This is a genomic window from Ruegeria atlantica, from assembly GCF_013033965.1.
Lineage (GTDB): Bacteria > Pseudomonadota > Alphaproteobacteria > Rhodobacterales > Rhodobacteraceae > Ruegeria > Ruegeria atlantica_D.
Genome location: NZ_WQFE01000015.1, coordinates 70,077 through 91,004 on the forward strand (window position 1 = coordinate 70,077; position 20,928 = coordinate 91,004).

Annotated in this window: 19 protein-coding genes; 9 read left to right on the forward strand and 10 right to left on the reverse strand. The window is 55.9% G+C overall.

The genetic code is table 11. The features are described 5' to 3' along the window. Positions 1–9: 9 nt before the first annotated feature. The 6 genes from GOW16_RS21010 to GOW16_RS21035 form a co-directional block, all read right to left on the reverse strand. On the reverse strand, positions 10–942 hold the full coding sequence (locus GOW16_RS21010) for a hypothetical protein (RefSeq protein WP_170419310.1): 933 nt from the start codon (positions 940–942) through the stop codon (positions 10–12). 6 nt (positions 943–948) lie between these two features. After that, positions 949–2,262 (reverse strand): TRAP transporter large permease, encoded by a 1,314-nt coding sequence (locus GOW16_RS21015; protein ID WP_170419312.1) that lies wholly within the window; start codon positions 2,260–2,262, stop codon positions 949–951. A gap of 4 nt (positions 2,263–2,266) precedes the next feature. Then, the gene (locus tag GOW16_RS21020) at positions 2,267–2,800 is read right to left on the reverse strand and encodes a TRAP transporter small permease (RefSeq protein ID WP_170419314.1); all 534 of its coding nucleotides are present in this window, start codon (positions 2,798–2,800) and stop codon (positions 2,267–2,269) included. A gap of 68 nt (positions 2,801–2,868) precedes the next feature. Next, positions 2,869–3,846, reverse strand: coding sequence for a TRAP transporter substrate-binding protein (locus tag GOW16_RS21025; protein ID WP_170419316.1), 978 nt, complete (start codon positions 3,844–3,846; stop codon positions 2,869–2,871). Between the two features lie 52 nt (positions 3,847–3,898). Then, entirely contained in the window at positions 3,899–5,149 is a 1,251-nt protein-coding gene (locus GOW16_RS21030; RefSeq protein ID WP_170419318.1) for an NAD(P)/FAD-dependent oxidoreductase, read from the reverse strand. Then, positions 5,146–6,279 (reverse strand): enolase C-terminal domain-like protein, encoded by a 1,134-nt coding sequence (locus tag GOW16_RS21035; protein WP_170419320.1) that lies wholly within the window; start codon positions 6,277–6,279, stop codon positions 5,146–5,148. Before GOW16_RS21035 ends, GOW16_RS21030 begins: the two co-directional genes overlap by 4 nt. 99 nt (positions 6,280–6,378) lie before the next feature. Here GOW16_RS21035 and GOW16_RS21040 point away from each other — a divergent pair, with 99 nt between their 5' ends. Then, positions 6,379–7,299, forward strand: a complete 921-nt coding sequence (locus GOW16_RS21040; RefSeq protein WP_170419322.1) for a LysR family transcriptional regulator — start codon at positions 6,379–6,381, stop codon at positions 7,297–7,299. On the opposite strand, the gene GOW16_RS21045 is transcribed toward GOW16_RS21040, so the two are convergent. Beyond that, positions 7,260–8,954, reverse strand: coding sequence for a thiamine pyrophosphate-binding protein (locus GOW16_RS21045; protein WP_170419324.1), 1,695 nt, complete (start codon positions 8,952–8,954; stop codon positions 7,260–7,262). The genes GOW16_RS21040 and GOW16_RS21045 overlap by 40 nt on opposite strands. A 110-nt stretch (positions 8,955–9,064) precedes the next feature. On the opposite strand from GOW16_RS21045, the gene GOW16_RS21050 reads away from it, so the two are divergent. The 7 genes from GOW16_RS21050 to GOW16_RS21080 all read left to right on the forward strand — a co-directional run bounded on the left by GOW16_RS21050 (position 9,065) and on the right by GOW16_RS21080 (position 14,945). Further along, a complete protein-coding gene (locus tag GOW16_RS21050) occupies positions 9,065–9,769 on the forward strand; it encodes a GntR family transcriptional regulator (RefSeq protein WP_170419326.1) in 705 nt (234 codons plus the stop codon). After that, positions 9,766–10,485 carry an aspartate/glutamate racemase family protein gene (locus tag GOW16_RS21055; RefSeq protein ID WP_170419328.1) on the forward strand — a complete coding sequence of 240 codons (720 nt, stop codon included), beginning with the start codon at positions 9,766–9,768 and terminating at the stop codon, positions 10,483–10,485. The genes GOW16_RS21050 and GOW16_RS21055 overlap by 4 nt, the downstream gene beginning before the upstream one ends. Before the next feature lie 144 nt (positions 10,486–10,629). Beyond that, positions 10,630–11,328, forward strand: coding sequence for a 7-cyano-7-deazaguanine synthase QueC (gene queC / locus GOW16_RS21060; protein ID WP_170419330.1), 699 nt, complete (start codon positions 10,630–10,632; stop codon positions 11,326–11,328). Further along, positions 11,328–11,681, forward strand: a complete 354-nt coding sequence (gene queD / locus GOW16_RS21065; protein ID WP_170419332.1) for a 6-carboxytetrahydropterin synthase QueD — start codon at positions 11,328–11,330, stop codon at positions 11,679–11,681. The genes queC and queD overlap by 1 nt, the downstream gene beginning before the upstream one ends. Further along, positions 11,678–12,379, forward strand: a complete 702-nt coding sequence (gene queE / locus GOW16_RS21070; RefSeq protein ID WP_170419334.1) for a 7-carboxy-7-deazaguanine synthase QueE — start codon at positions 11,678–11,680, stop codon at positions 12,377–12,379. The genes queD and queE overlap by 4 nt, the downstream gene beginning before the upstream one ends. A gap of 16 nt (positions 12,380–12,395) precedes the next feature. Continuing rightward, positions 12,396–12,860, forward strand: coding sequence for a preQ(1) synthase (gene queF, locus GOW16_RS21075; RefSeq protein ID WP_170419336.1), 465 nt, complete (start codon positions 12,396–12,398; stop codon positions 12,858–12,860). 228 nt (positions 12,861–13,088) lie between these two features. Further along, positions 13,089–14,945, forward strand: coding sequence for an SLC13 family permease (locus GOW16_RS21080; RefSeq protein ID WP_170419350.1), 1,857 nt, complete (start codon positions 13,089–13,091; stop codon positions 14,943–14,945). A gap of 71 nt (positions 14,946–15,016) precedes the next feature. On the opposite strand, the gene GOW16_RS21085 is transcribed toward GOW16_RS21080, so the two are convergent. From GOW16_RS21085 to GOW16_RS21095, 3 genes are read right to left on the reverse strand one after another with little or no spacing between them, the layout of a single operon-like run. Continuing rightward, positions 15,017–16,306, reverse strand: coding sequence for an HlyD family type I secretion periplasmic adaptor subunit (locus tag GOW16_RS21085; RefSeq protein WP_302478107.1), 1,290 nt, complete (start codon positions 16,304–16,306; stop codon positions 15,017–15,019). Between the two features lie 38 nt (positions 16,307–16,344). Beyond that, positions 16,345–18,429 (reverse strand): peptidase domain-containing ABC transporter, encoded by a 2,085-nt coding sequence (locus GOW16_RS21090; protein ID WP_170419340.1) that lies wholly within the window; start codon positions 18,427–18,429, stop codon positions 16,345–16,347. Positions 18,430–18,434: 5 nt separating this feature from the next. Continuing rightward, the gene (locus GOW16_RS21095) at positions 18,435–20,141 is read right to left on the reverse strand and encodes an ABC transporter transmembrane domain-containing protein (RefSeq protein ID WP_170419342.1); all 1,707 of its coding nucleotides are present in this window, start codon (positions 20,139–20,141) and stop codon (positions 18,435–18,437) included. Positions 20,142–20,371: 230 nt separating this feature from the next. On the opposite strand from GOW16_RS21095, the gene GOW16_RS21100 reads away from it, so the two are divergent. Beyond that, on the forward strand, positions 20,372–20,928 hold a 557-nt coding region (locus GOW16_RS21100; RefSeq protein ID WP_170419344.1), incomplete at its 3' end, for a hypothetical protein.

A 20,928-nucleotide genomic window follows, 5' to 3' on the forward strand; every position in this document is an offset into this window, starting at 1 on the left:
GCGCCCTGATTATTCTGCTGTGCCCGTCGCTTGGTAAAAACGGCGCATCACGATAGGGGTCAGGTACATCGGGATTTGATAAGCCCCGATGAACACCAAAAGTGGCGCTGTTACCTCAGGTGGAAGCGCGATTAGGAATATCGCAACATTCCGGTTTCCGGCAACAATGGACAACGCGGTGGCCTTGTCAGCGGCTACTCGGTTACGTGTCAGAAAGACCAAAACCAATTGCGCCCCAAAGTTGATCAAACATGCGAACCCTATCCAAGACGCAGCAGTGATCGGATCAACCAGTGCCGCCGCAGTCACGGACGGCATCAGGCCGATTACAAAGACGGCAAGAGTGATTGTCGCCAACCCTTCCAGGTTTTTGAGCGTAGCTGGGGATGGATTTCTAAGGAACGCGCGTCTCAGTAACACTGCCGCAACTGTCGCCACAAAAATAGTCATGAACAGGCGAAAAACTGCGGTCAAAACGGATTGAAAGTCGCCCAGTTCAGGTATCAGCGCAAAAATCGGAAAGACCGTCAGCGGCAAAGCCGCGGTCCCAATCACCATCAAGCGCAAGGCGTGTTCCGCCGGATGCCCCATCATCAGAGACATATTAGCGCTGCCTGAGATGGACGGGGCCGCCACCATGATCAGCAGAGAAAGAAGAACCGGCGTACCGGTCCATCCTCCGATCAAGCCTACGGTCACGACCAACAGTGGCAAAATCAGCTGGAACACGATCACAATAACCGCCACCTGCCTCAAATCAACCAAAGACCCCAATAGCAAGGACGGTTCTATTCGCAGAACGGTCAGGAACAGCAGCAGTGCCACCAGGGGCGGCAAGATAGCCTGCATTGGCTCGGCCAGTGCAGGCAACAGCAAGCCAGCGACTAGCCCTACGACCAGTACATAAGGTCCGTTACGCGCCGCCAGATGAAGCGGGTTCAACGCCCCCTACCCGCCCGGGCTTTGCCGAAGGTTTTCTGGCAGCCAAGTCGCCAATTCCGGGAACCAGATCAGGACGAAGACCATCACCACCATGATCAGGAACATCGGAATTGCTGCGCGGGCGATATAACTCATCTCATGGTTCGTCATGCCCTGCATCACGAACAGGTTGAAACCGATCGGCGGCGTGATCTGCGCCATTTCCACAACGACCACGATGAAGATACCAAACCAGATCAGGTCAATACCCGCATCCCGGATCATCGGTTCAACCACGGCCATGGTCAGAACAACCGACGAGATACCATCAAGGAAGCAACCCAAAACGATGTAAAAGACCAAAAGAACCATCAACAGTTCGAACCGCGTCAGCTCCCACCCGGCGATCAGATCAGCCAGCCCGCGCGGCAGACCCGTGAACCCCATGGACAGAGACAGGAACGCGGCCCCGGCCAGGATTAGGGCGATCATCGCGCTGGTCCGGGTGGCTCCCATCAGGCTTTCTGTGAACGTTTTCCAGGTCAAGGACCCCTGCCCAGCCGCCAGAAGCAGACCTCCGATCACACCAAAGGCTGCGGCTTCGGTTGCTGTGGCATAGCCCAGATACATCGACCCGATCACGACCATGATCAGCAGGATTACAGGCAGCAGGAAGCGTGAATTCTTGAGCTTCTCAGAAAAGCTCAGTTTGCCTTCACTGTTTGGGTTCCAATCTTTTCCGAATTTCGAGTAGACCGCGACGTATCCCATGAACATCGTCGCAAGCACCAATCCGGGCAGAATGCCTGCAAAGAACAGCTTGGTGATCGATTCATTGATAGTCACACCATAGACGATCAACGTCAAAGAGGGCGGGATCATCAGGCCCAGCGTCGCAGCGCCGGTCAGCGTACCGATGATCATCCGTTCGGGGTAGTTGCGTTTCCTCAGTTCCGGGATCGACATTTTGCCCACAGTCGTCAGGGTGGCAGCTGACGACCCAGAGACAGCGGCGAACACCGTGCAGCCGACGATGTTCGTGTGCACTAACCCGCCGGGCAAAGGCGCCATCCACGGGGAAAGCCCCTTGAACATATCTTCGGATAATCGTGTTCGGTACAGGATTTCACCCATCCAGATGAACATCGGCAGGGCCGTCAGTGTCCACGAGGAGGACGCTGACCAGATGGTCGTGATCATCACGTCTCCGACAGGGCGTGTCGTGAAAAGCTCCATCCCGACCCACGCGACGCCCATAAGGGCAAGGCCAACCCAGACACCGGTGCCAAGCAGAGTGAAAAGAACAAAGAGGAAGAGGATGATGACTGATACGTTTTCCATGCTCTCACTCTCCGTGGCTCTGATCGGCCAGATCACGGACGATGCGGTGATCGCCCTTAAATACGACGTGGATCAGATGATCGGTCAGGGCGATTGCAAGAATGACAGCGCCGATAAGCATCGTTGACTGCGGAATCCAAAGCGCGGTTTTGTCCTGTCCCTGGCTGACATCGTTGAATTTCCAACTCCAGTAGACAAAGCGATAGGCATACCAGCAAAAGTACCACATAACCGCCGCACCAACAGTAAAGCACCATATTTCAAGGATGCGGCGAAACCGGTGGGGAACCGCATTCAGCAAGATCGACACACGAATGTGGCTGCCTCGGTTCAGCGCATTGGCAAAGGCCAGAAAGGACGCGGTGGCCATAGCATAGCCCGCATAATCGGGCGCGCCTGGGAAAACCTCACCGGTCCAGCGGGCCAGCATTTGAACAACGATCAGAACCAAAATGGCAATCAGGCTAAGCGCTGCCAGAACCCCTGCTGCCTGATATACTAAATCCAGTACGGACCTGAGCCCTCGTAGTGCCGCCATGCCGTCCCCGCTTTGTTTATTGGATGTGAAACGGGCGGCAGGATGAACCACCGCCCGTCCAATGACATTTACTGAGATGAATTGAACGCATCGACGATGGCTTTGCCCTCGTCGCCTGCGGCCTCAAGCCACTCATTGGTCATGGTGACACCGATCTCTTTCAACTCATTGGTCATCTGCTCGGACGCTGGACCGACTGTCATTCCGCCATCACGCAGACCTTGCAGAGTAAAGCCGGTGTATTCCTTGGCGCGCCAATTGCCGGCATATTCCGCCAATTCCGCACAACCCTTAATGACGTTCTTGTTGGCATCAGAAACGCCAGCCCAGATGTCTGAGTTGACCATGACGTAATTACGCGGCAGCCAGGCATCCACTTCGTAGAAATAGTTTAGACTTTCCCAAACCTTGCGGTCATAGCCAGTCGAACCGGATGAAACCATCGAGTCCGCAACGCCGGTAGCAAAAGCCTGACTGATTTCAGCCGCTTCGATTGTCACGGGCAGCATGCCGGTAAGCTCCGCCAGGCGAGACGTGGCATTGTTGTAGGACCGGAATTTGATGCCCTCCATATCCGCGACCGAGTTTACTTCGTTCTTGAAGTACAAGCCCTGCGGCGGCCATGGCACGGCGTAAAGCAACGTCAGGTTCTGTTCGGCCAGCAGCTTTTCGATTGACGGTTTTGCTGCTTCCCAAAGCTTAGCGCTGTCATCAAACGAGGTTGCAAGGAACGGGATGGAGTCGAACCCAAACAGTGCATTTTCATTCTGGTGGCCAGACAGCAGACGCTCGCCAATCGGTGCTTGACCGGTCTGAATGGCACGCTTGATGTCGGCACCTTTGAACAGCGACCCGGACGGATGAGTAACGATTTCAATCTCGCCCCCAGTGCCTGTGGTCACGCATTTGGCAAATTCCGCACCCGTGGCCGAGTGGAAGTTCGATGCCGAATACGCCATGGGCATATCCCATTTCTCGGCCATCGCCGGTGCAGTCGCTGCGGCTGTCAAAGCGGTTGCCGCCAGAAGGCTTGTCAATTTCTTCATCTTTTTCTCCCTGTTTCATTTTCAGATGCCGGCTTGATTTGCCGGGTATTTCCTAAGTCGCGTAGCGAGACGGCGCATAGACGCCCATATTCGCGTTGGGCGTCCTTCCCGCAATCATATGCGCCAGCAGACGCCCAGTTTTCGGTCCGCCTGTAAGGCCGATATGATGGTGGCCAAATCCCATATACGCCCCGTCTACCCCCGGCACCTCGCCGATGATCGGGATCGAGTCCGCAGGTGCGGGACGGTGCCCCATCCATTCCACCTCGTCTTTCCATGTCACGCCCGGAAAGGACGCGCGGGCGTTCTTGCGCATCAGTTCGAACGGTGCCCGCGAAGGCGGTGCGTCCAGCCCGCCAAACTCGACAATTCCAGCCAGCCGGATTCGGCCATCCATCGGCGTGGCGACGAACTTGCCTGATGCAACCATAACCGGACTCTTCGGCATCGCGGAAGGTTCCACTAATTCAAGATGATAACCACGTTCTGTCTCCAGAGGAACAGAAACGCCCAATTTGCTAGCCAAAGGCCCTGACCAGACCCCCGCAGTGACTATGGCGGTGTCACAGGGGATGGTTTCACCGGCCGCCCGAACGCCAGAGACTTTGCCGTTCTCGTGTACGACATCCTCAACAGCCGCGCGGATAACCTGGCCACCGTTAGTCTCGACATGCGCGGCAAGGTCTTTCACGTACTGTCCGGGATCGGTAATATGCCCGTGACCGGCGAGTTTTGCAGCAAACCCGATATCCTTACTGAAGATCGGGTCATAGGTGTGGAACGCGTCACCCTCCAATTCCTCCCATTGAAACCCATGCCTACGTCGCACATCCCAACCAAACGCGTCGCCTTCGAAATGTTGGCGGTTTTCATAAAGGAAAAGATAGTCGGAAGGCACAATCCATTTCTCGGCCGCCGTTCCCTGAGCCAGCGCACGATGGTCATTCAGGCTGTCTCCAACGATGGGGGTCAGCGCTGCGGCAATACGTTCAACGTCCCCTGCGTTCGCGTGTTTCAGATAGCGCGTCAACCATGGCAACAGCTTGGGCACATAGCCCCATTTCATAAACAAAGGCTGCGACGGATCAAATAGCATTTTGGGTGCTTTCTTCAGCAGCCCTGGCACCGTGACGGGGATAATCGAGCATGAGGCTAACACGCCGCCATTGCCATGCGAGGTGCCCTCGCCGGGTCCTGCCTTGTCGATCAGGATGACATGATGGCCGTCACGTTGCAGCCAAACGGCGGTCGAGACACCAACGATACCGCCACCGATAATGGCTATGGTCTTGGTCCCGTTCATGCCGCTACCGATTTGGAAACAGCATAGTGGTTCAACTTTGCCTCGTCCGGCTTCCCTCCAAGACCTGGTGTGTCGGGGACAACAACCTGACCCTGTTCCACCTTAAAAGGCTCCTCAAGAATATCTTCGCTCAGGAAGTAAGAGACCTGATAAAATTCGCAGCCCAGTGTAATTTCCGGTGTGGCGGCGATCATGTGAGTGCCTGCAAGATGTGCCAGACCAGCCTCGAACATATCTCCGCCATACGCGCTGAGACCATGTGCAGCGGCCATGCGAGCGACTGTTTGCGCGCGCGTCAATCCACCGGATTTCATAATTTTCACCGAAACACCGTCGCAAATCCCTTCGCTTGCAGCCCGTTCCATATCCTCGGGGCCAAAGACGCTTTCATCAGCCAGCAGCGGCACATCCGTCGCTTGCCGCAGCTTCATCATCATGCCGTAGTGATGCGCACGCACCGGTTGTTCGATGAAATCCGGATCAAACTGCGCCACGTCCCGCACCTGCGCCGGTGCGTCTTCGATCGACAGACCCTGATTATAGTCCACGCGCACCGAGAACTCTGGGTAATGCTGCGCCAAATACTCAAGGCGCATGATATCAAAAGCATGATCCTTGAACCCAGTCTTCAACTTCACGATCCGTACACCGTCGTCCTGCAAACGGGCCAGAAGATCTATATCCTGCGCAAAATCGGGGTTAGCGATAGAGCAGCTTAGCGGGATCGAGTCGCGGCATTTCCCTCCCAACAAGGCCCAGACCGGAACGCCGCTGATCCTACCCGTCAAGTCAAGCAATGCTGCTTCCAACGCCGCCTTGGCCTCGGTGCAATGCGCCACCGCATATGCAGCCTGCGCCATGATCGCAGCCCTGTCGGCAACCTTGGCCCCCACCACCAACGGACGGAGGTAGCGATTCAGGGCGGCGTATGTCGCCTCTGGCGTTCCGGTGAATACGGACCAGGGTGAGGCTTCGCCGTATCCCTGGCTGCCATCCTCGGATGTCAGGCGCAGGACAACGACCTCGCACACACCTTCGACAGATCCAATACCGTGGTCCCGGCGGGATGTGACAGGCAGTTCAAGATGCCACAGGTCATAGCCGATGATTTTTTGTGACAGATCGCCCATTCGTCCTCCCCAGCGATGGGTGGAAGCCTGCCTTGACCGATATATCATTTCAAATACTATGTTTTCATAAATCCATCATAAGAAATGATAGGGTAAACCGTGTCTCTGCGCTTTCGTCAGTTGCAGGCGTTCCACGCCATCATGGAAACCGGCACTGTTACGGGGGCCGCATCAGTATTGGGAATCTCCCAACCAGGCATCAGCAATCTGTTGGCACAGTTGGAACGAGAGGCTCGGTTGCCCCTGTTCGAACGCAACAAAGGGCGCCTTTTGCCGACGCCTGAGGCCGAGCTTTTGTATCGAGAGGTCGATACAGTGGTCCGCGGGCTGGATCACGTCGCGCAGGCCGTGTCAGATCTTCAGAACAAGCACCCCGGGCAGTTGCAGGTTGCCGCGCCCCATCTATTGTCGTTCGGTTTCATGCCGCGAGAGATTGCGCGCTTTGCCAATTCACGCCCCAATTTATCCGTCAGTTTTCAGTCCCAGTATTCCTCGAAAATTCAGGAGTGGGTTATCTCTGGCCTGTTCGAGATCGGTATCGTCGAGATGCCAATTCTGCACGACACGCTGAATTATCAGGTCTTCCAATTTGAAACGATGGCCACGTTCCCTGAGGGAAGTCATCTGGCCGATCATGACGTTCTGACACCGGAGTTATTGGAAGAGGAACCTTTTATTGTCATGGGTCCCGAGCATCAAACCCACCGTCGGACTCGCGACATTTTTCAATCCGCCGGACGGACATGGCAAACGCGAATTCATACACATTTGTCTGAGAACCTGCTGAGCTTTGTCAAACAGGGCATGGGCGTGGCGATGATCGACCCGTTCACCGTCACCTTCGATGGAGAGAGCGGGTATCAAACCCGCCCTTTCAAACCTGCCGTCACGCTGGACCTTGCGATTATCACCGCAAAGGGGCGCCCTTTGTCGACGATTGCGCAGGAATTCTTGGCCCAGCTGACTCCGTCAATCGCGTCTTACGCCACCCATTCCGAGACCGGTGCAGCCGCTTCGTGAAGCGGTTGTGAGTGGATATCGACCAGAGTCGGGCCGTCGTGTTCAACCGCCAGCTTCAATACACGGCGCAGGTCGTCCGGGTCCTTCACTGTCCAGGATTTGACGCCAAATGCTGAAGCAACGGCAGCGTGATCAGTTCGGTTGAAGTCCACGTTGTAATAACGCTGACCAAATCCCGCATCCTGCCCGGCTTTAATCCAGCCAAAGACCGAGTTCGAGAATACGATGCAGGTAATGGGCATCTTGTGCCGAACCATCGTTTCAAACTCGCCACAGGTGAAGCCGAACGATCCATCCCCCATGACAGACAGCGTCTTGACCGACGGCCGACCCACATGCGCCCCCATCGCGGCTCCCAGCGAATATCCCAGCGCGCCATGTGCCCGGTTAGTAATGAAATGCCGCCCCGGCTTGCGCCAACGGTAGTGGGCGCTGAAGTACGGGCACGGGGTGCCCGGATCGGCAACGACAATCGCGTCGTCATCAAGAATATCCATCAGCGATGCCATCACAGCCTCGGGCCGGATCGGGGTTTCCTGACTGGCCGCAAGCGGAGTAAACGCGGCCAGCTTGGTATCCCAAGCGGCACGGGATTGAGCTGCACCACCAAATCCCGGCAGATCGGTCCGCGCCTCGAGCGACCGCGCCAACGCCTCAAGTGCCAAACGGGCATCCGCACAGATGGCGACATCAGTCTGATAATTCGCACCGATCACCATCGGATCGCTGTCGATATGTATAATCGTGGTATCCGGCGCGGGGCTGCGCCAGCGTTCAGTCGTGACAGATCCCGCGCGGCATCCGACAAAAACAACGACATCTGCCTGATCCACAACGGCGCGCGTGGCCGGAACACCGCCGTTAGACCCAACTACCCCCAAGGCTAGCGGGTCGGTCTCGGCAATTGATCCCTGTCCCGAGACTGTTGTCGCGACCGGAATATCCAGCAGGGCGGCAACACGGTGCAATACCTTTTCGGCTCTGGAAAGAACCGGTCCGCCGCCGCAAACGATGACTGCTGATTTGGCTTTGGTCAGGATGTCGGCGGCCGCTTCGATGGCGTCCAGATCCGGCCCGGCCCGTTCTGCCGGATAGCTGCGATGGCGTGCATCAGCCCAAATCTCAGCCTCGTCCACCGGCCCTTTCTGCGTGTCAAAGGGCAGCGCCAGATGTGTGGCGCCCGGCGTTCCTGTCGTCATGGCCCGAAACGCTGCGCGCACCATTGCAGGCAAACGCGAGGCATCATCCAATGACGCATTCCATTTTGACAGCGGCTTGAACAAGGCAGCCTGATCCAACTCGGTTAAAGGGTACTTTCCCCGACTTGTCGTCGCCACATCAGAAGTGATCGCCAGAATGGGAACCGAACTTTCGCTGGCCTCAATCACGCCCGGCAGTATGTAGGTAGCCCCGCCGCCGGACGGGCCTTCGCAGACGCCCGGCTTGCCCGTCACGCGCGCGTATCCATCCGCCATATAAGCAGCGTGACGTTCGTCCCGGGTTAGAATGTGCTGAATGCCATGATCCATCCGCGCCAGCGCGTCATAGAAAGGCAGCGTCGTATCCCCACACAGGCCGAACATGTGCTTAACGCCGTGCGCTTCCAGCATGCGCACCATTGCTTCGGCTCCTGTCAGATAATTCGTCCCTGTCATGGCTGGGTTCCTCTTGATCATTCTCTGCACACAGAACTGTATACAGTTTTGTATATTGATTTCAAGAACGACCTGTGGCACGCCTTGGCTAACAGAAAAAGGCGGTACTTATGACGGGTCCACGCGTTGACGACATCTATGACCAGGTAAAGGCGATGGCCGTCTCGTTTCGCCTTCGACCGGGTGATCGGTTGAACGAAGTGGCGCTGTCGAAGGAATTAGGCGTCAGCCGTACACCTCTGCGCGAGGCCCTGAACCGATTGGTGGCCGAACGCCTGTTTGATTTTCGCCCTGGTCAGGGGTTTTTCTGTCGCCCGCTGGACGCGCAAAGTGTGTTCGACCTGTTTGAACTGCGCCAAATCATCGAATCCGCAGCCGCGCGCAGTGCCTGCGAAAAGGCGTCAGACGCAGACCTTCAATCACTTCGTGATGAGCTTTACACGACCGGCATAGACATCACCGGCCTGACCGTCGAAGAAGCCGTCAACAGGGACGAGGCATTTCATCTGGGCATCGCCAAACTGTCGGGCAACAATGAACTGGTGCAGACCTTAACCCGGATCAATGAGCGCATCCGATACATCCGCTGGGTTTCTATGAGCTTGGATCGGGTTCAACGTTCGAAAGATGAACATAAACGGGTCATGCAGGCCCTGCTGGATCGAGACGCAGATTCGGCCGCACATGTCTTGGGCGCGCATATCTCAAAGCGCATGGATCAGGTGCAGGACGCCGTGCGCCACGGAATATCCAATATCTACATGGAAGGGTCCGAGAATATCTCGGCCCGCATCATCGAGGAGGCGCACGGATGATCGCTGAAGGTGGCAAATCCATTTATGGTGCGTCGGTCGGCATTCTTATGCTGGACGCCCAATTCCCGCGAATCCCGGGCGATATGGGAAATGCGCTGACTTGGCCATTTCCAGTGCTCTATCGCATCGTACGAAATGCTTCACCAGATCGGGTGGTTCGACACCGGGCTGAGGGCATGTTGGACGCGTTCATCAATGCAGCGCGTGAATTGGTCAAGGATGGAGCAGACGGCATCACCACCAATTGCGGGTTTCTGTCCTTATTTCAGAAAGAACTGTCGAAGGCGGTGCCTGTCCCGGTCGTAACATCCTCATTGATGCAAGTAGAAATGGTGAACCGGGTACTTCCCGTCGGCAAACGCGCCGGGATATTGACCATTTCCTCCTCTACGTTGACGCGCGATCATCTCCAAAGTGCACAGGTTCCGGACGGCACACCCATTGGCACCACCGAAGGCGGGCGCGAATTCACCCGCGCAATCCTGGGGAACGAACTTAGCCTTGATGTAGACAAGGCCCGTGCAGACAACGTCGATGCCGCCCTTGCGTTGCAGTCCGAGAACCCGGACCTCGGCGCAATTGTGCTGGAATGCACCAACATGTGCCCCTATTCGGCGGATATTCAACAAGCGACGGGTTTGCCGGTTTACTCGATTCTGAGCTTGGTGAGCTGGTTCCAGTCTGGGCTTCGCCCGCCCCGTTTTGCGGAAAGATGATTTGCCGGAAATTGGCGATCCAGCCCTAATACCGCTCATGTTTTGAGATGCACCAAGTCGTGCATTGCGCTTGTCGGCAAAAGACCGTAAGCGTCCCGCCCGCCGGTCGCAGCCTACCCGGCTATCAAAACAAGGACTGAAAACATGAAAACTACATTGGTCTGCTCCGGCGGGCTGGATTCCGTGTCGCTTGCCCATGTGTTAGCCACGGACGAAAATCTCTCACGGCTTGTGTCGTTTGACTATGGCCAGCGCCACACCAAAGAACTGACCTACGCCGCGGCTTGTGCAGCAAGGCTGAACGTTCCCCATCACATCATCGACCTGCGTTCGGTCGGGGCGTCGTTGACGGGTTCGGCTTTGACGGACGATGTGGACGTGCCCGACGGGCACTACGCGGAAGAAACGATGAAGGTCACGGTTGTCCCGAACCGCAACGCGATCATGCTGACCATTGCTTATGGCGTGGCTGCAACCCAGGGGGACGACGCCGTTGCTGCGGCCGTTCATGGCGGTGACCACTTCATCTATCCCGATTGTCGCCCCAGTTTCACCGATGCCTTCGATACGATGCAGCGCGCAGCGTTGGACGGTTATGCGGATGTGACGTTGCACGTGCCTTTTGTCCACCGCAGTAAGGCTGATATCGTGAGTGAAGGCGCACGTGTGGGCACTCCGTTCGATCAGACATGGTCATGTTATAAGGGTGGCGAGATACACTGTGGCCGTTGCGGCACCTGCGTAGAACGGCGCGAGGCGTTCGACCTAGCTGGTGTACCAGACCCAACCCAATACGAAGACGCGGAATTCTGGAAATCGGCGATTGCGGAGGCACAGACCTGATGTATCGGATCACAAAGGAGTTCCACTTTTCCGCCTCACACCAGCTGACTCATCTGCCCAATGATCACCAGTGCGCGCGGATGCACGGGCACAACTATATCGTTGTGGTTGAATTGGCCGGGCGCGATTTGAACGCAGACGGGTTTGTGCGTGATTATCACGAACTGAAACCGCTCAAGACCTATATCGACGACGCGTTTGATCATCAGCATCTGAATGATGTGTTGAACGTTGTGTCGACAGCGGAAAACCTCGCGCGGCATTTCTTTGACTGGTGCTTTTCTCGCTGGCCTGAAACCACTGCGGTGAAAGTGTCAGAAACGCCCAAGACATGGGCCGAGTATCGCCCATGACCCTAAGGATTTCCGAAATCTTTGGCCCGACTGTACAAGGCGAAGGCGCGCTGATCGGTCAACCCACGGTTTTTATACGTTCGGGCGGGTGCGATTTCCGGTGCAGCTGGTGCGACAGCCTGCACGCGGTCGACAGCGCCCATCGTCACGATTGGATGGCGATGGAGACCGAGGCCGTCTGGTCCGAGGTCCAGCGTTTGTCTGGCGGGCGACCCCTCACCGTATCCCTGTCTGGCGGGAATCCTGCTATTCAGGATTTTGGCCCGCTGATCCGGCGGGGCGTCGCAGAAGGGTATTCCTTTGCATGTGAAACCCAAGGGTCCATCGCCAAACCGTGGTTTGCCGACCTCGCCATGCTGGTTCTCAGCCCGAAACCGCCCAGCAGCGGTGAAGACATGAACTGGACCGCGTTTGAGGCCTGTCTTGCCGCGCGACCTGCGCATACTGTCCTCAAAATAGTGATCTTTGACGACACGGATTTCAATTGGGCACGCGGTGTTGCCGACCGATATCCGGACCTGCCGCTCTATCTTCAACCCGGCAACTCCGACACGGACCCATCCAGCCCCGTGGACCTGACCAAAGCCACCGGCCGTATGGAATGGCTGATCGACAAAACTCTGAATGCCGGGTGGTTTGCACCCCGCATCCTGCCGCAGCTGCATGTGCTGATCTGGGGCAACAGACGCGGCGTGTGACCGCAGGAGAGAAAACATGACCGAAAGCATCTACAGCAACCTCACCCAATTGGGTGGCCACACCAAAATGCCCGCCAGCCCGGAAGAAGCCGTTCTGGAACGCGTGCAAAACCCGCAGGCCGACGTGGACTACAACGTACGCTTTACTGCACCCGAATTCACTTCGCTTTGCCCGATGACGGGCCAGCCGGATTTTGCTCATTTGGTGATCGACTATGTGCCCGATCAGTGGTTGGTAGAAAGCAAGGCACTGAAGCTGTTCTTGGGGTCGTTCCGCAATCATGGTGCCTTTCACGAGGACTGCACCATCTCTATTGCCCGTCGCCTGCAGGAGTTTTTGGAACCCCGATGGTTGCGCATTGGAGGTTACTGGTATCCACGCGGAGGCATTCCGATAGACGTGTTCTGGCAAACTGGCCCAACGCCCGAAGGTGTCTGGATCCCGGATCAAGGAGTTCCGCCTTACCGTGGGCGCGGTTGAATCAGACCATGTCGAGAGACACGACGGCAAAAGCCAGATGGCGCTGTCAGGTAGCTGTACTTGCACCCTCGGGGGCACGGCTTCATTGCCGTGGCGGTAATATAGTTTCGCAATCGACGGATACCTTGAAATATCATGACATCACCGCAATGATCGGTTAGTTGTTTCCTTTAGTATAAGAACAATTTCCTGGTGGCGTTTGTGGAACAGGTGGCCTTTAATTTTGAGATGGGCGTGGTTTGCGCCCTTCTTGCCTTCACCGTATTTCTCTTTGTATCTGAAATCGTCAGAATTGACCTTTCCGCCATTCTCGTCTTGGTCATTATCGGCCTTCTCAGTTATTTGCCCGGGCTCGAGAACCTCGCAAATGTTCCGAATTTGTTTGATGGATTTGCATCCAATGCAGTGATTTCCATTATCGCCGTCATGATCGTCGGCGCGGGCCTGGACAAGACCGGCATAATGAACAAGGTTGCCGCCATTATTCTGAAGTATGGCGGTACGTCCGAAAAACGCGTGCTACCGATCATTTCTGGCACCGTCGGCGTCATTTCCTCGTTCATGCAGAACGTCGGGGCCGCTGCGCTGTTTCTTCCGGTCGTCAGCCGAATTTCCTCTCGGTCAGGTATTCCGCTGTCGCGACTGCTGATGCCCATGGGGTTCTGCGCCATCCTGGGCGGAACAATGACGATGGTCGGGTCGTCGCCTCTTATTTTGCTGAACGACCTGATCCAGACAGCCAATAAAGGTCTGCCCGAAGGTCAGAAAATGGCGCAGTTTGGCCTGTTCTCGGTCACACCGATCGGAGTCGTTCTGATCCTTACCGGCATTGCCTATTTCCTGCTGTTGGGGCGCTGGGTTCTACCAGCTGATGAAGGGTCCGACAACACCGGAACCGGACAGGGAACTCAGGAATATCTGCAGCGCGTCTATGGCCTGAAAGCGGATGTTTTCGAAGTCATTGTGCCGGCCGAAAGCCCGCTTGTCGGGCAGATATTGGCTGATATTAACCACGAAAACCACCTGTACATCATTTCGACATTCTATCGGGGCAAGACCTCGATGGTTCAGGTCCTGACAGCCGAAATTGCTGCGCCTTGCCGGTTGGCGATCATCGGTCGGCGCTGGGTCGTAGAGGAGTTCGCCCAGAAATACGGGCTGACCGTCCTGCCAGAGTTGGACATCTTTGTCGAAGAGTTCGCGCCGACCAACGCAGGAATTGCCGAGGTAGTCGTAACACCCGACAGCAAGTTGATCGGGAAGTGCCCCCGCGAGCTTTTGTTCCGCAAGACATATGGCATGTCGTTGCTTGCCATTCACCGCGGCGAGGAAACGCTGAGCCATGTTGAATCGGACACGCACGAGTCCACACAAATCGGACTTGAGGAGTTTCATGCAGGCGACATGCTTGTCGCCCATACGAGGTGGGACAACCTTATGCGGATCAAGCGCGATCCCGATTTTGTGGTCGTTACCACCGATTTCCCCCAAGACGAGTTGCGCCCGCAAAAGGTCGGCTGGGCGCTGGCGTTTTTTGCCATTTCGTTGTCGATGATCTTGTTCACCGACATTCGCCTATCGCTTTGTCTGCTGACGGGCGCTGCGGGGATGATGTTGACACGTGTGTTGAGTGTTGATGAAGCTTACCGCGCCGTTGGGTGGAACACCGTCTTCCTGCTCGCCTGCCTTATTCCTTTGGGCCAGGCGGTACAGAACACCGGCACGGCCGCGTGGATTGCACAACAAATCATGATCATTTTGGATGGCTGGCCGATATGGTCCCTTCAGGCCGGCGTTGCGATTTTAGCCACGGCATTTTCGTTGGTAATGTCCAATGTCGGGGCCACGGTCCTGCTGGTACCATTGGCCGTTTCCATTGCTGTGGCGGCTGGCGGAAATCCAGCGGTGTTTGCCCTGACAGTTGCCATTTCAACGTCGAACAGCTTCATTATCCCGACCCATCAGGTAAACGCTCTGATTATGGGTCCTGCAGGGTACAAGGTCATGGACTTCGTACGGTCCGGCGGGGTCATGACTATTCTGTTCCTTGTTGTTTCCCTGCTCATGCTCAATTTGTTGTACTGAACACTCCAGACGGCGAGAATGAATCCAACATCGCTGCCGAGCCGGTGGCCCGCTGACGTTTTTGCCGAACGCTACCGCTCGCTGAATGCGCGTTCCATGGTCAGCTGCACCGGCTTCAACAGATAAGAAAGCAGCGTCTGTTCGCCAGTGGTCATTTCCGCGACAACGGTCATCCCGGCCTGAAGCGGACGCTGCCACGGACCCGTGCCGACGTTGGCCTCGGCCAGCTCAAACGAAGCGCGGAAAAATGTTTCTCCGGTGTGCTCATCCGTCAGCGGCACAGGGTAGATTGACTGCAGGCGTCCGTCGACCTTGCCGAAACGCCGCGCATCAAATGTGTCGATGCTTACTGAAACCGGTTGATCGACCTCGATATGTCCCACCTCGGAATTTGCAATACGTGCTTCAACTACCAGGGCTTGCCGGGTCGGTAATATCTCAAAGATCACCTCGCCCGGCGCGATTACTTCGCCGGGGTTAGGATAAGTCACCGCCTGAACAATTCCGCGTGCCGGGGCAGATATGCGCATGGCCGCAAGTTTTGCGTTTACAGCATCCAGCGAAACATCCAGCTCTATGCGTTGTTGTTCAAGTTCGGCCCATCGGGATAGCACCTCATCCCGCAAGGCCAGTGTTTCTTCAGCCTTCGCCGCTCGGGCGAGCATCAATGCGCTCCGGGCTTCGGCAAGGCGGACGCGAGCGTCCGAAGCAGCGGCGCGAACCGCGTCCACTTCATCCTCTTCCTCAAGGAAATCGCTTAGGGATTTAAGGCCTTGCGCGCGCAACTGCGCGTATCTCTCCAGGATTTCCTCTTTCTTTCGGACACGGTCCTGAGCGAACCGCGTGGCTTGGCTGAGAATGCGCAGAGTTCCTTCTTGTTGTTGGATCGAAGCACGCTGAATGCGTTGACTTTCGGCAAATAAATCCAGCCTTGCGGCGGCGGCGACCAACCCCTTGCCCTTAAGCACATCAATTTCCGACCTGTTGGGCAACTCCCCACGATCCAACGCCGTCAATATGGCCGAGGCCGCTGCCAGATCCCGCTGAACCGCAACAAGCTGACCCGACGTGATATCTCTGTCCTGCGTCAGATCCGGGTGATACAGCTCGACGAGCAAATCACCTGCCTCGACCAACTGACCATCGCGAACATGAACCGCGCGGACAATGCCACCCTGCATCGTTTCGATTTGCGGATAAGCGCCGACTGGCAAGATCGTCCCCGGGGCGCGAGTGACCTGAGGAACAGCGGTTTGTCCCGCCAGAACCACCAAACTTCCAATCATGGCCGAGACCGTCAGCGAGAGGAAAGCGGCAAACCGGGGCCGCCTAAGACTACGGCTCCTTTTGGCGCGCTCCATTGGACCGGGTTTACGGTCTTTTTGAGAACCTGAAATCACTATCCCCTCCCAAGTGTTTTTAAGACGGCCTGAAGCTTTTTGCGACCCGCGTCACCCGTGCTGTTCACAACGATCCTATCGCCATTCAGAAAAATAAATCGGTCGGCAAACTGCATAAATGAACGGTCAGCTGTTGCTATGATCACAGTCCTGCACCCTTGCTGAGCACGGATCCAGTTTCTGAAACACGCCCGTCTATGATCCGACAGGCCGTTGGTTGGTTCGGAAAACAGGTAGACGGAGGACGGGCGCGCCATGCAACGTGCAAGGACCAGCGACTTTAGCGCAGCCTGCGGTATCTGTGCCAGGTCACCATCGCTCAACCGCGTGTCGATGCCATTTGGCAGCAGGCCTTGGTCATCCTGCAAGTCCATATCAGCCAACGCGCTTTCTATTTCGTCATCCCTGAGTGATGCCGAGGCCAATCTGAAATTCTGTGCGACAGTGCCGTAGAACATGGATATGTCGTAGGTCGCATAGGTGATGGATTTACGTAACTCGTCCCGGGCGATCTGGCGAATGTCGACGCCGTCATGTTCAACCGTACCCGCCAAAGGCGCATAGAGCCCGTCGATCAGATCCAATACCGCTGTGCGACCGGCTGCATCGCTGCCCATGACCAAAACGACTTCGCCCGGTTCGCAGTTGAAACTGACCTGCGAAAGGACGGGCGCATTCAAAGGGTCCGGCCGGTAAGTGACAGAGGAGAACGCAATCGCGCCACCCAGTGTTTTTTGGTGCGTTTGTTCCAGCCCCACCTCGATTTCCTCGCCAAGGTCAAGGACACGATCCGCCTGATTTCGACTGTTTCGGAAAGTAAGTAGCTGGGGGAAACTCGAATACAGCGACTGAATCGGCGCCATAATTTTGGACACCAACGCAATCGAGGCGATCAAGGCACCGAAACTGATATCGCCACGCAACGCACCATGCGCGCACAAGATAATGGCCCCCGTAGTGGCGAGTGCCGTAACAGATTGAGCAAGCGATTGCGCAAGCGCCTGAAACTGACGGCTGCGCCCGGCGGCAGCCTCTGCCCGCTCGGCAAGAGGTATGCTGCGTTCAAGCCATTGGATCTGCATGCCAAGACTGGCAATGGCACGCTGATGCAGAATCGCATCCTGAACAGCCGACTGGCTTGCAGCGGCGGTCTCGGCCGAATTTTGGTCCAGCCGTTTTTGTTGTGGAATAACAATGGCGCCGAGACAGATCAGAAAAACAGCCAATCCGAGTGTCAAAAGCGCAACTTGCGGTGCGAGATATGCAAGAACCGCAAAGAAAATTACTACGAAAGGAAGATCCAGGAGGGTCGTCATGACCTGCCCGGTGAACCCGTCGCGCAAGGACTCAAATTGGCGAAAGCGAGACAGCTGTTGGGTTAAATCCGTTTTCCGAAGCTGGCTCAGGGGTAGTGACATCAGCTTACGAAACAGCGCAATCATCAATTGGCGCTCGCCGCGCCAGCCAACATATGCCAGTGCCCGAGTGCGCGCATGACGGAAGCACAAGTCTGACGCACCCACAATCAACACACCGATCGCCAGCGACACCAGCAAGCTGAAAGAGCCCGACGGGATCACCCGCTCGTAAATCCCCATGATCAGCAAGGGTGCCATCAGACCCAACAGGTTGGACAGAAGTGAAGCGACCAGTAGCCAAGGCAACATAGGACCCAGCTCTGAAAAGGCCGAGCGAACAGACATGTGCCACGGGTTTGCACTTTGATGCGTGAACCGGTCGATCCGAATGACTGTGCACCAACGAGGGCCGGGTTTGAGGCGGTTAAAATCCGGGTTCTGATCATCGCTGAATTGCAGTGTTTGACCGGTCCGGGCCAATGCCAAGTAGCAGGCGCCATTGTCAGGTATGATCAACGCCGGGCATTCCTGATCCGTGATTTCGCGTTCACGACATCTGATCTGCGTGAATGGAACTTTGAGGTTTTCCAGCGTCTCAAAAACATCATCCGGGCGCAGCTGGTCCAACACGTGTGGAAACGCTTCAAACAGCCTGTCTTCGTTGTTTCGCCAACCACGCGCCAACAGCAGCTTATACAGCAACCCACTTGCCACCTGAGTATTCATCACGGTCACGCGGCACCTTTGTGCCAGGCTGCAGCCGCTGCGCGTTCAAGATCGGTATCCAATGCCCATGCCGCCAGATCCAGGGCATTTGAAGAACTTAAGCGAATGCTCCTGTCCGTTGCCTTTTTCATCCGAGGGTCTGGACTTGCCATAAGGATCGTGGGCCGTGGTGAAACGGACTGGAGGTAGTCTGCCAGGGCTTGGCGTTCCGTTGTATCAAGAACCGCGGTTGGTTCATTCATCAACAGAACCCTTGGACGCAGCGCCAATGCCCGTGTCAAAGCAATGAGATGCCTGTTCACCGGGTCGGATTCAAACCCGGTTCCAGTGTTAAGCCGGGTTGCATACCCCATGGGCAGACGATGAATGCGTTTCTCTAATCCGAGAGCGACAGCAACCTGCTTGGCACGATCGACAGTTTCCGCATCACCAAAAGCGCTGATGTTTTCAAGCAGTGTTCCCGACAGGATCGCGGGCTCGGCTTCAAGCGCAACCAGCGCATCTTGGCCGCGCCACCCTACCAACTGCGAAGCCGGGAACTCGTCAATGAACACGCCACCGCCATCAGGTTCACGTTGCCCCGTCATTGCGTCAAACAAGGTTTCGACCATCCAGCTTTCCTCTGCCTCGATCAACACGCTACACCCTCGTTCCACCTGAAAGCTGACCGGAGCGAACATTTTCCCCTCTCCTGTTGACCGTTGCATGGATAGCCCAGAAACCCTGATCCGGCCCATTTGGTCTTTCGAAGATTCGAAACATTGGTTGGTTTTAAGTTGCTCCATTTCCGTCAGGCGGTTTTTTGAGATGGCCGAATTTTCAGACTGAACCCACATCGCCATGAGTTTCGTCAGAGGCTGAATAATCCGGCCATTCAACAGCATACAGGCAGCCAGTTCAGCAACGCCGATCAGATCTATGATCACAAGGTAAGCCCCCAACAGCCCCATCGCGGCGACAGCCATCTGAGAGAAAATGGCGCTAAAGCTTTGTGCAAATCCCGCGAATTGGATCAACTTTCTGCTGATGTCGACGGTCTGGTCTTCAAGCAACTCAAAGCGGCGGGCCATTTGCGGCTCCATCCGGTTTGTCTTGATCGTGGGCATGTTGGACAAGATCTCGGACAAAAACGCGTAACGCCGTGTGTCCAGGGACTTGCGCCGCGAAAACAAAGCCCATTGCGCTCGCTTCATCACCACGGCAAAGGCGATCACAACGCAGAATGCGCCCAGCGGCACCAAAAGCAACCACCCGCCTATCAATCCGATCAGAACTGCAAATAACGCCGTAAAGGGCAGATCGATCGAAAGTGTTTGGCCCCGCCCCGAATGGTAATCCCGCATCTGGCCGATGGCCGCATAACGTTCGGCATAGTTGCTGGCAGGCTCACGCGAAAAGGCCAAAGAATTGGCGCTGAGGACCCTGGTCAAAAAGCGACGGTAGTTCCAGACTGCTGCCCTCTCTGCCGAAGTTGTCAATAGGACGGAACGGCAATGTCTCAGCAACAGTTCCATACCTGCCCCGATCACCAACGTTACCGTCAATACGCGTAAGGTTTCGGTGGACTGAAATGGAATGACTCTGTCGAATATGAGCAGGATAGAAATTGGCATTAACAACGACAGAATATTCATCGACAAAGAGGCGACCCAAAGCGGGATGTCAAAATAAAGCGCCGAAATTCGCCCAGCAAATCCACGCGGTTCCATCATGCTTTTCACCCCTTCGGTCTTTTAAGCAGAAGTGGCCGGTTCACGTTTAGAACCCGTAAATCCGATGGCGTGAATTTCCTAAGAATTGCTTTTAAATTTAAATAGTTATCCCGCAGCTTTAGGAATTCGCGTGTTACCAAGTACAAGGAATCAATTGTAGTTTGGGGATTTGTGCCATGGGTAAACTGGAAAGCGACCTGAATTTTCACACAAAGTCCGCACAGGCGGATATGGATGAAAAACAGGAAATCGCCACTCACCTTTCCCGCAATGTTGTTGGATCCAGCCAAGATCCGACGCGCAGTACGTTACACACGGGCCAGCAGTTCTCGGGGGTATTCGAACGCAACGACCGGAGTGAGGGTGCCCCTGAAGAACTGACATCCCGCACTGTTCCCGAGCCCCAGTCAGGCAGCGCCTCAATCGCTGATCCCGTAGCCAGCACCCTTTCTTCAACGACTGCGCCGAGCCGATCAGCTGTTCAAAACACTAGGGCAGAGGAACCTGTGATCGTCGAAAATTCCGGCTTGGTCGAAACGTTCAGATCCGCAGTTTCTTCGCCCCAACCAACTGAAAACTTGGAAATTGTGCATGCGAGCAAACCTTCGGCTCGACCAGACACGCAGGACTTGCCCAATATGGATGCGCCCCCAGAAGCATCAACTAACTCGCAGAACGGGAACAACGCGCCGCAAGAGCTCAACCTAGGCAACACCTCGGTCGCCGAAAACGCTCAGGGCGCGGTGATTGGGTCCATTTCCGTCTTGGATCCCGATGCTTCGGACAC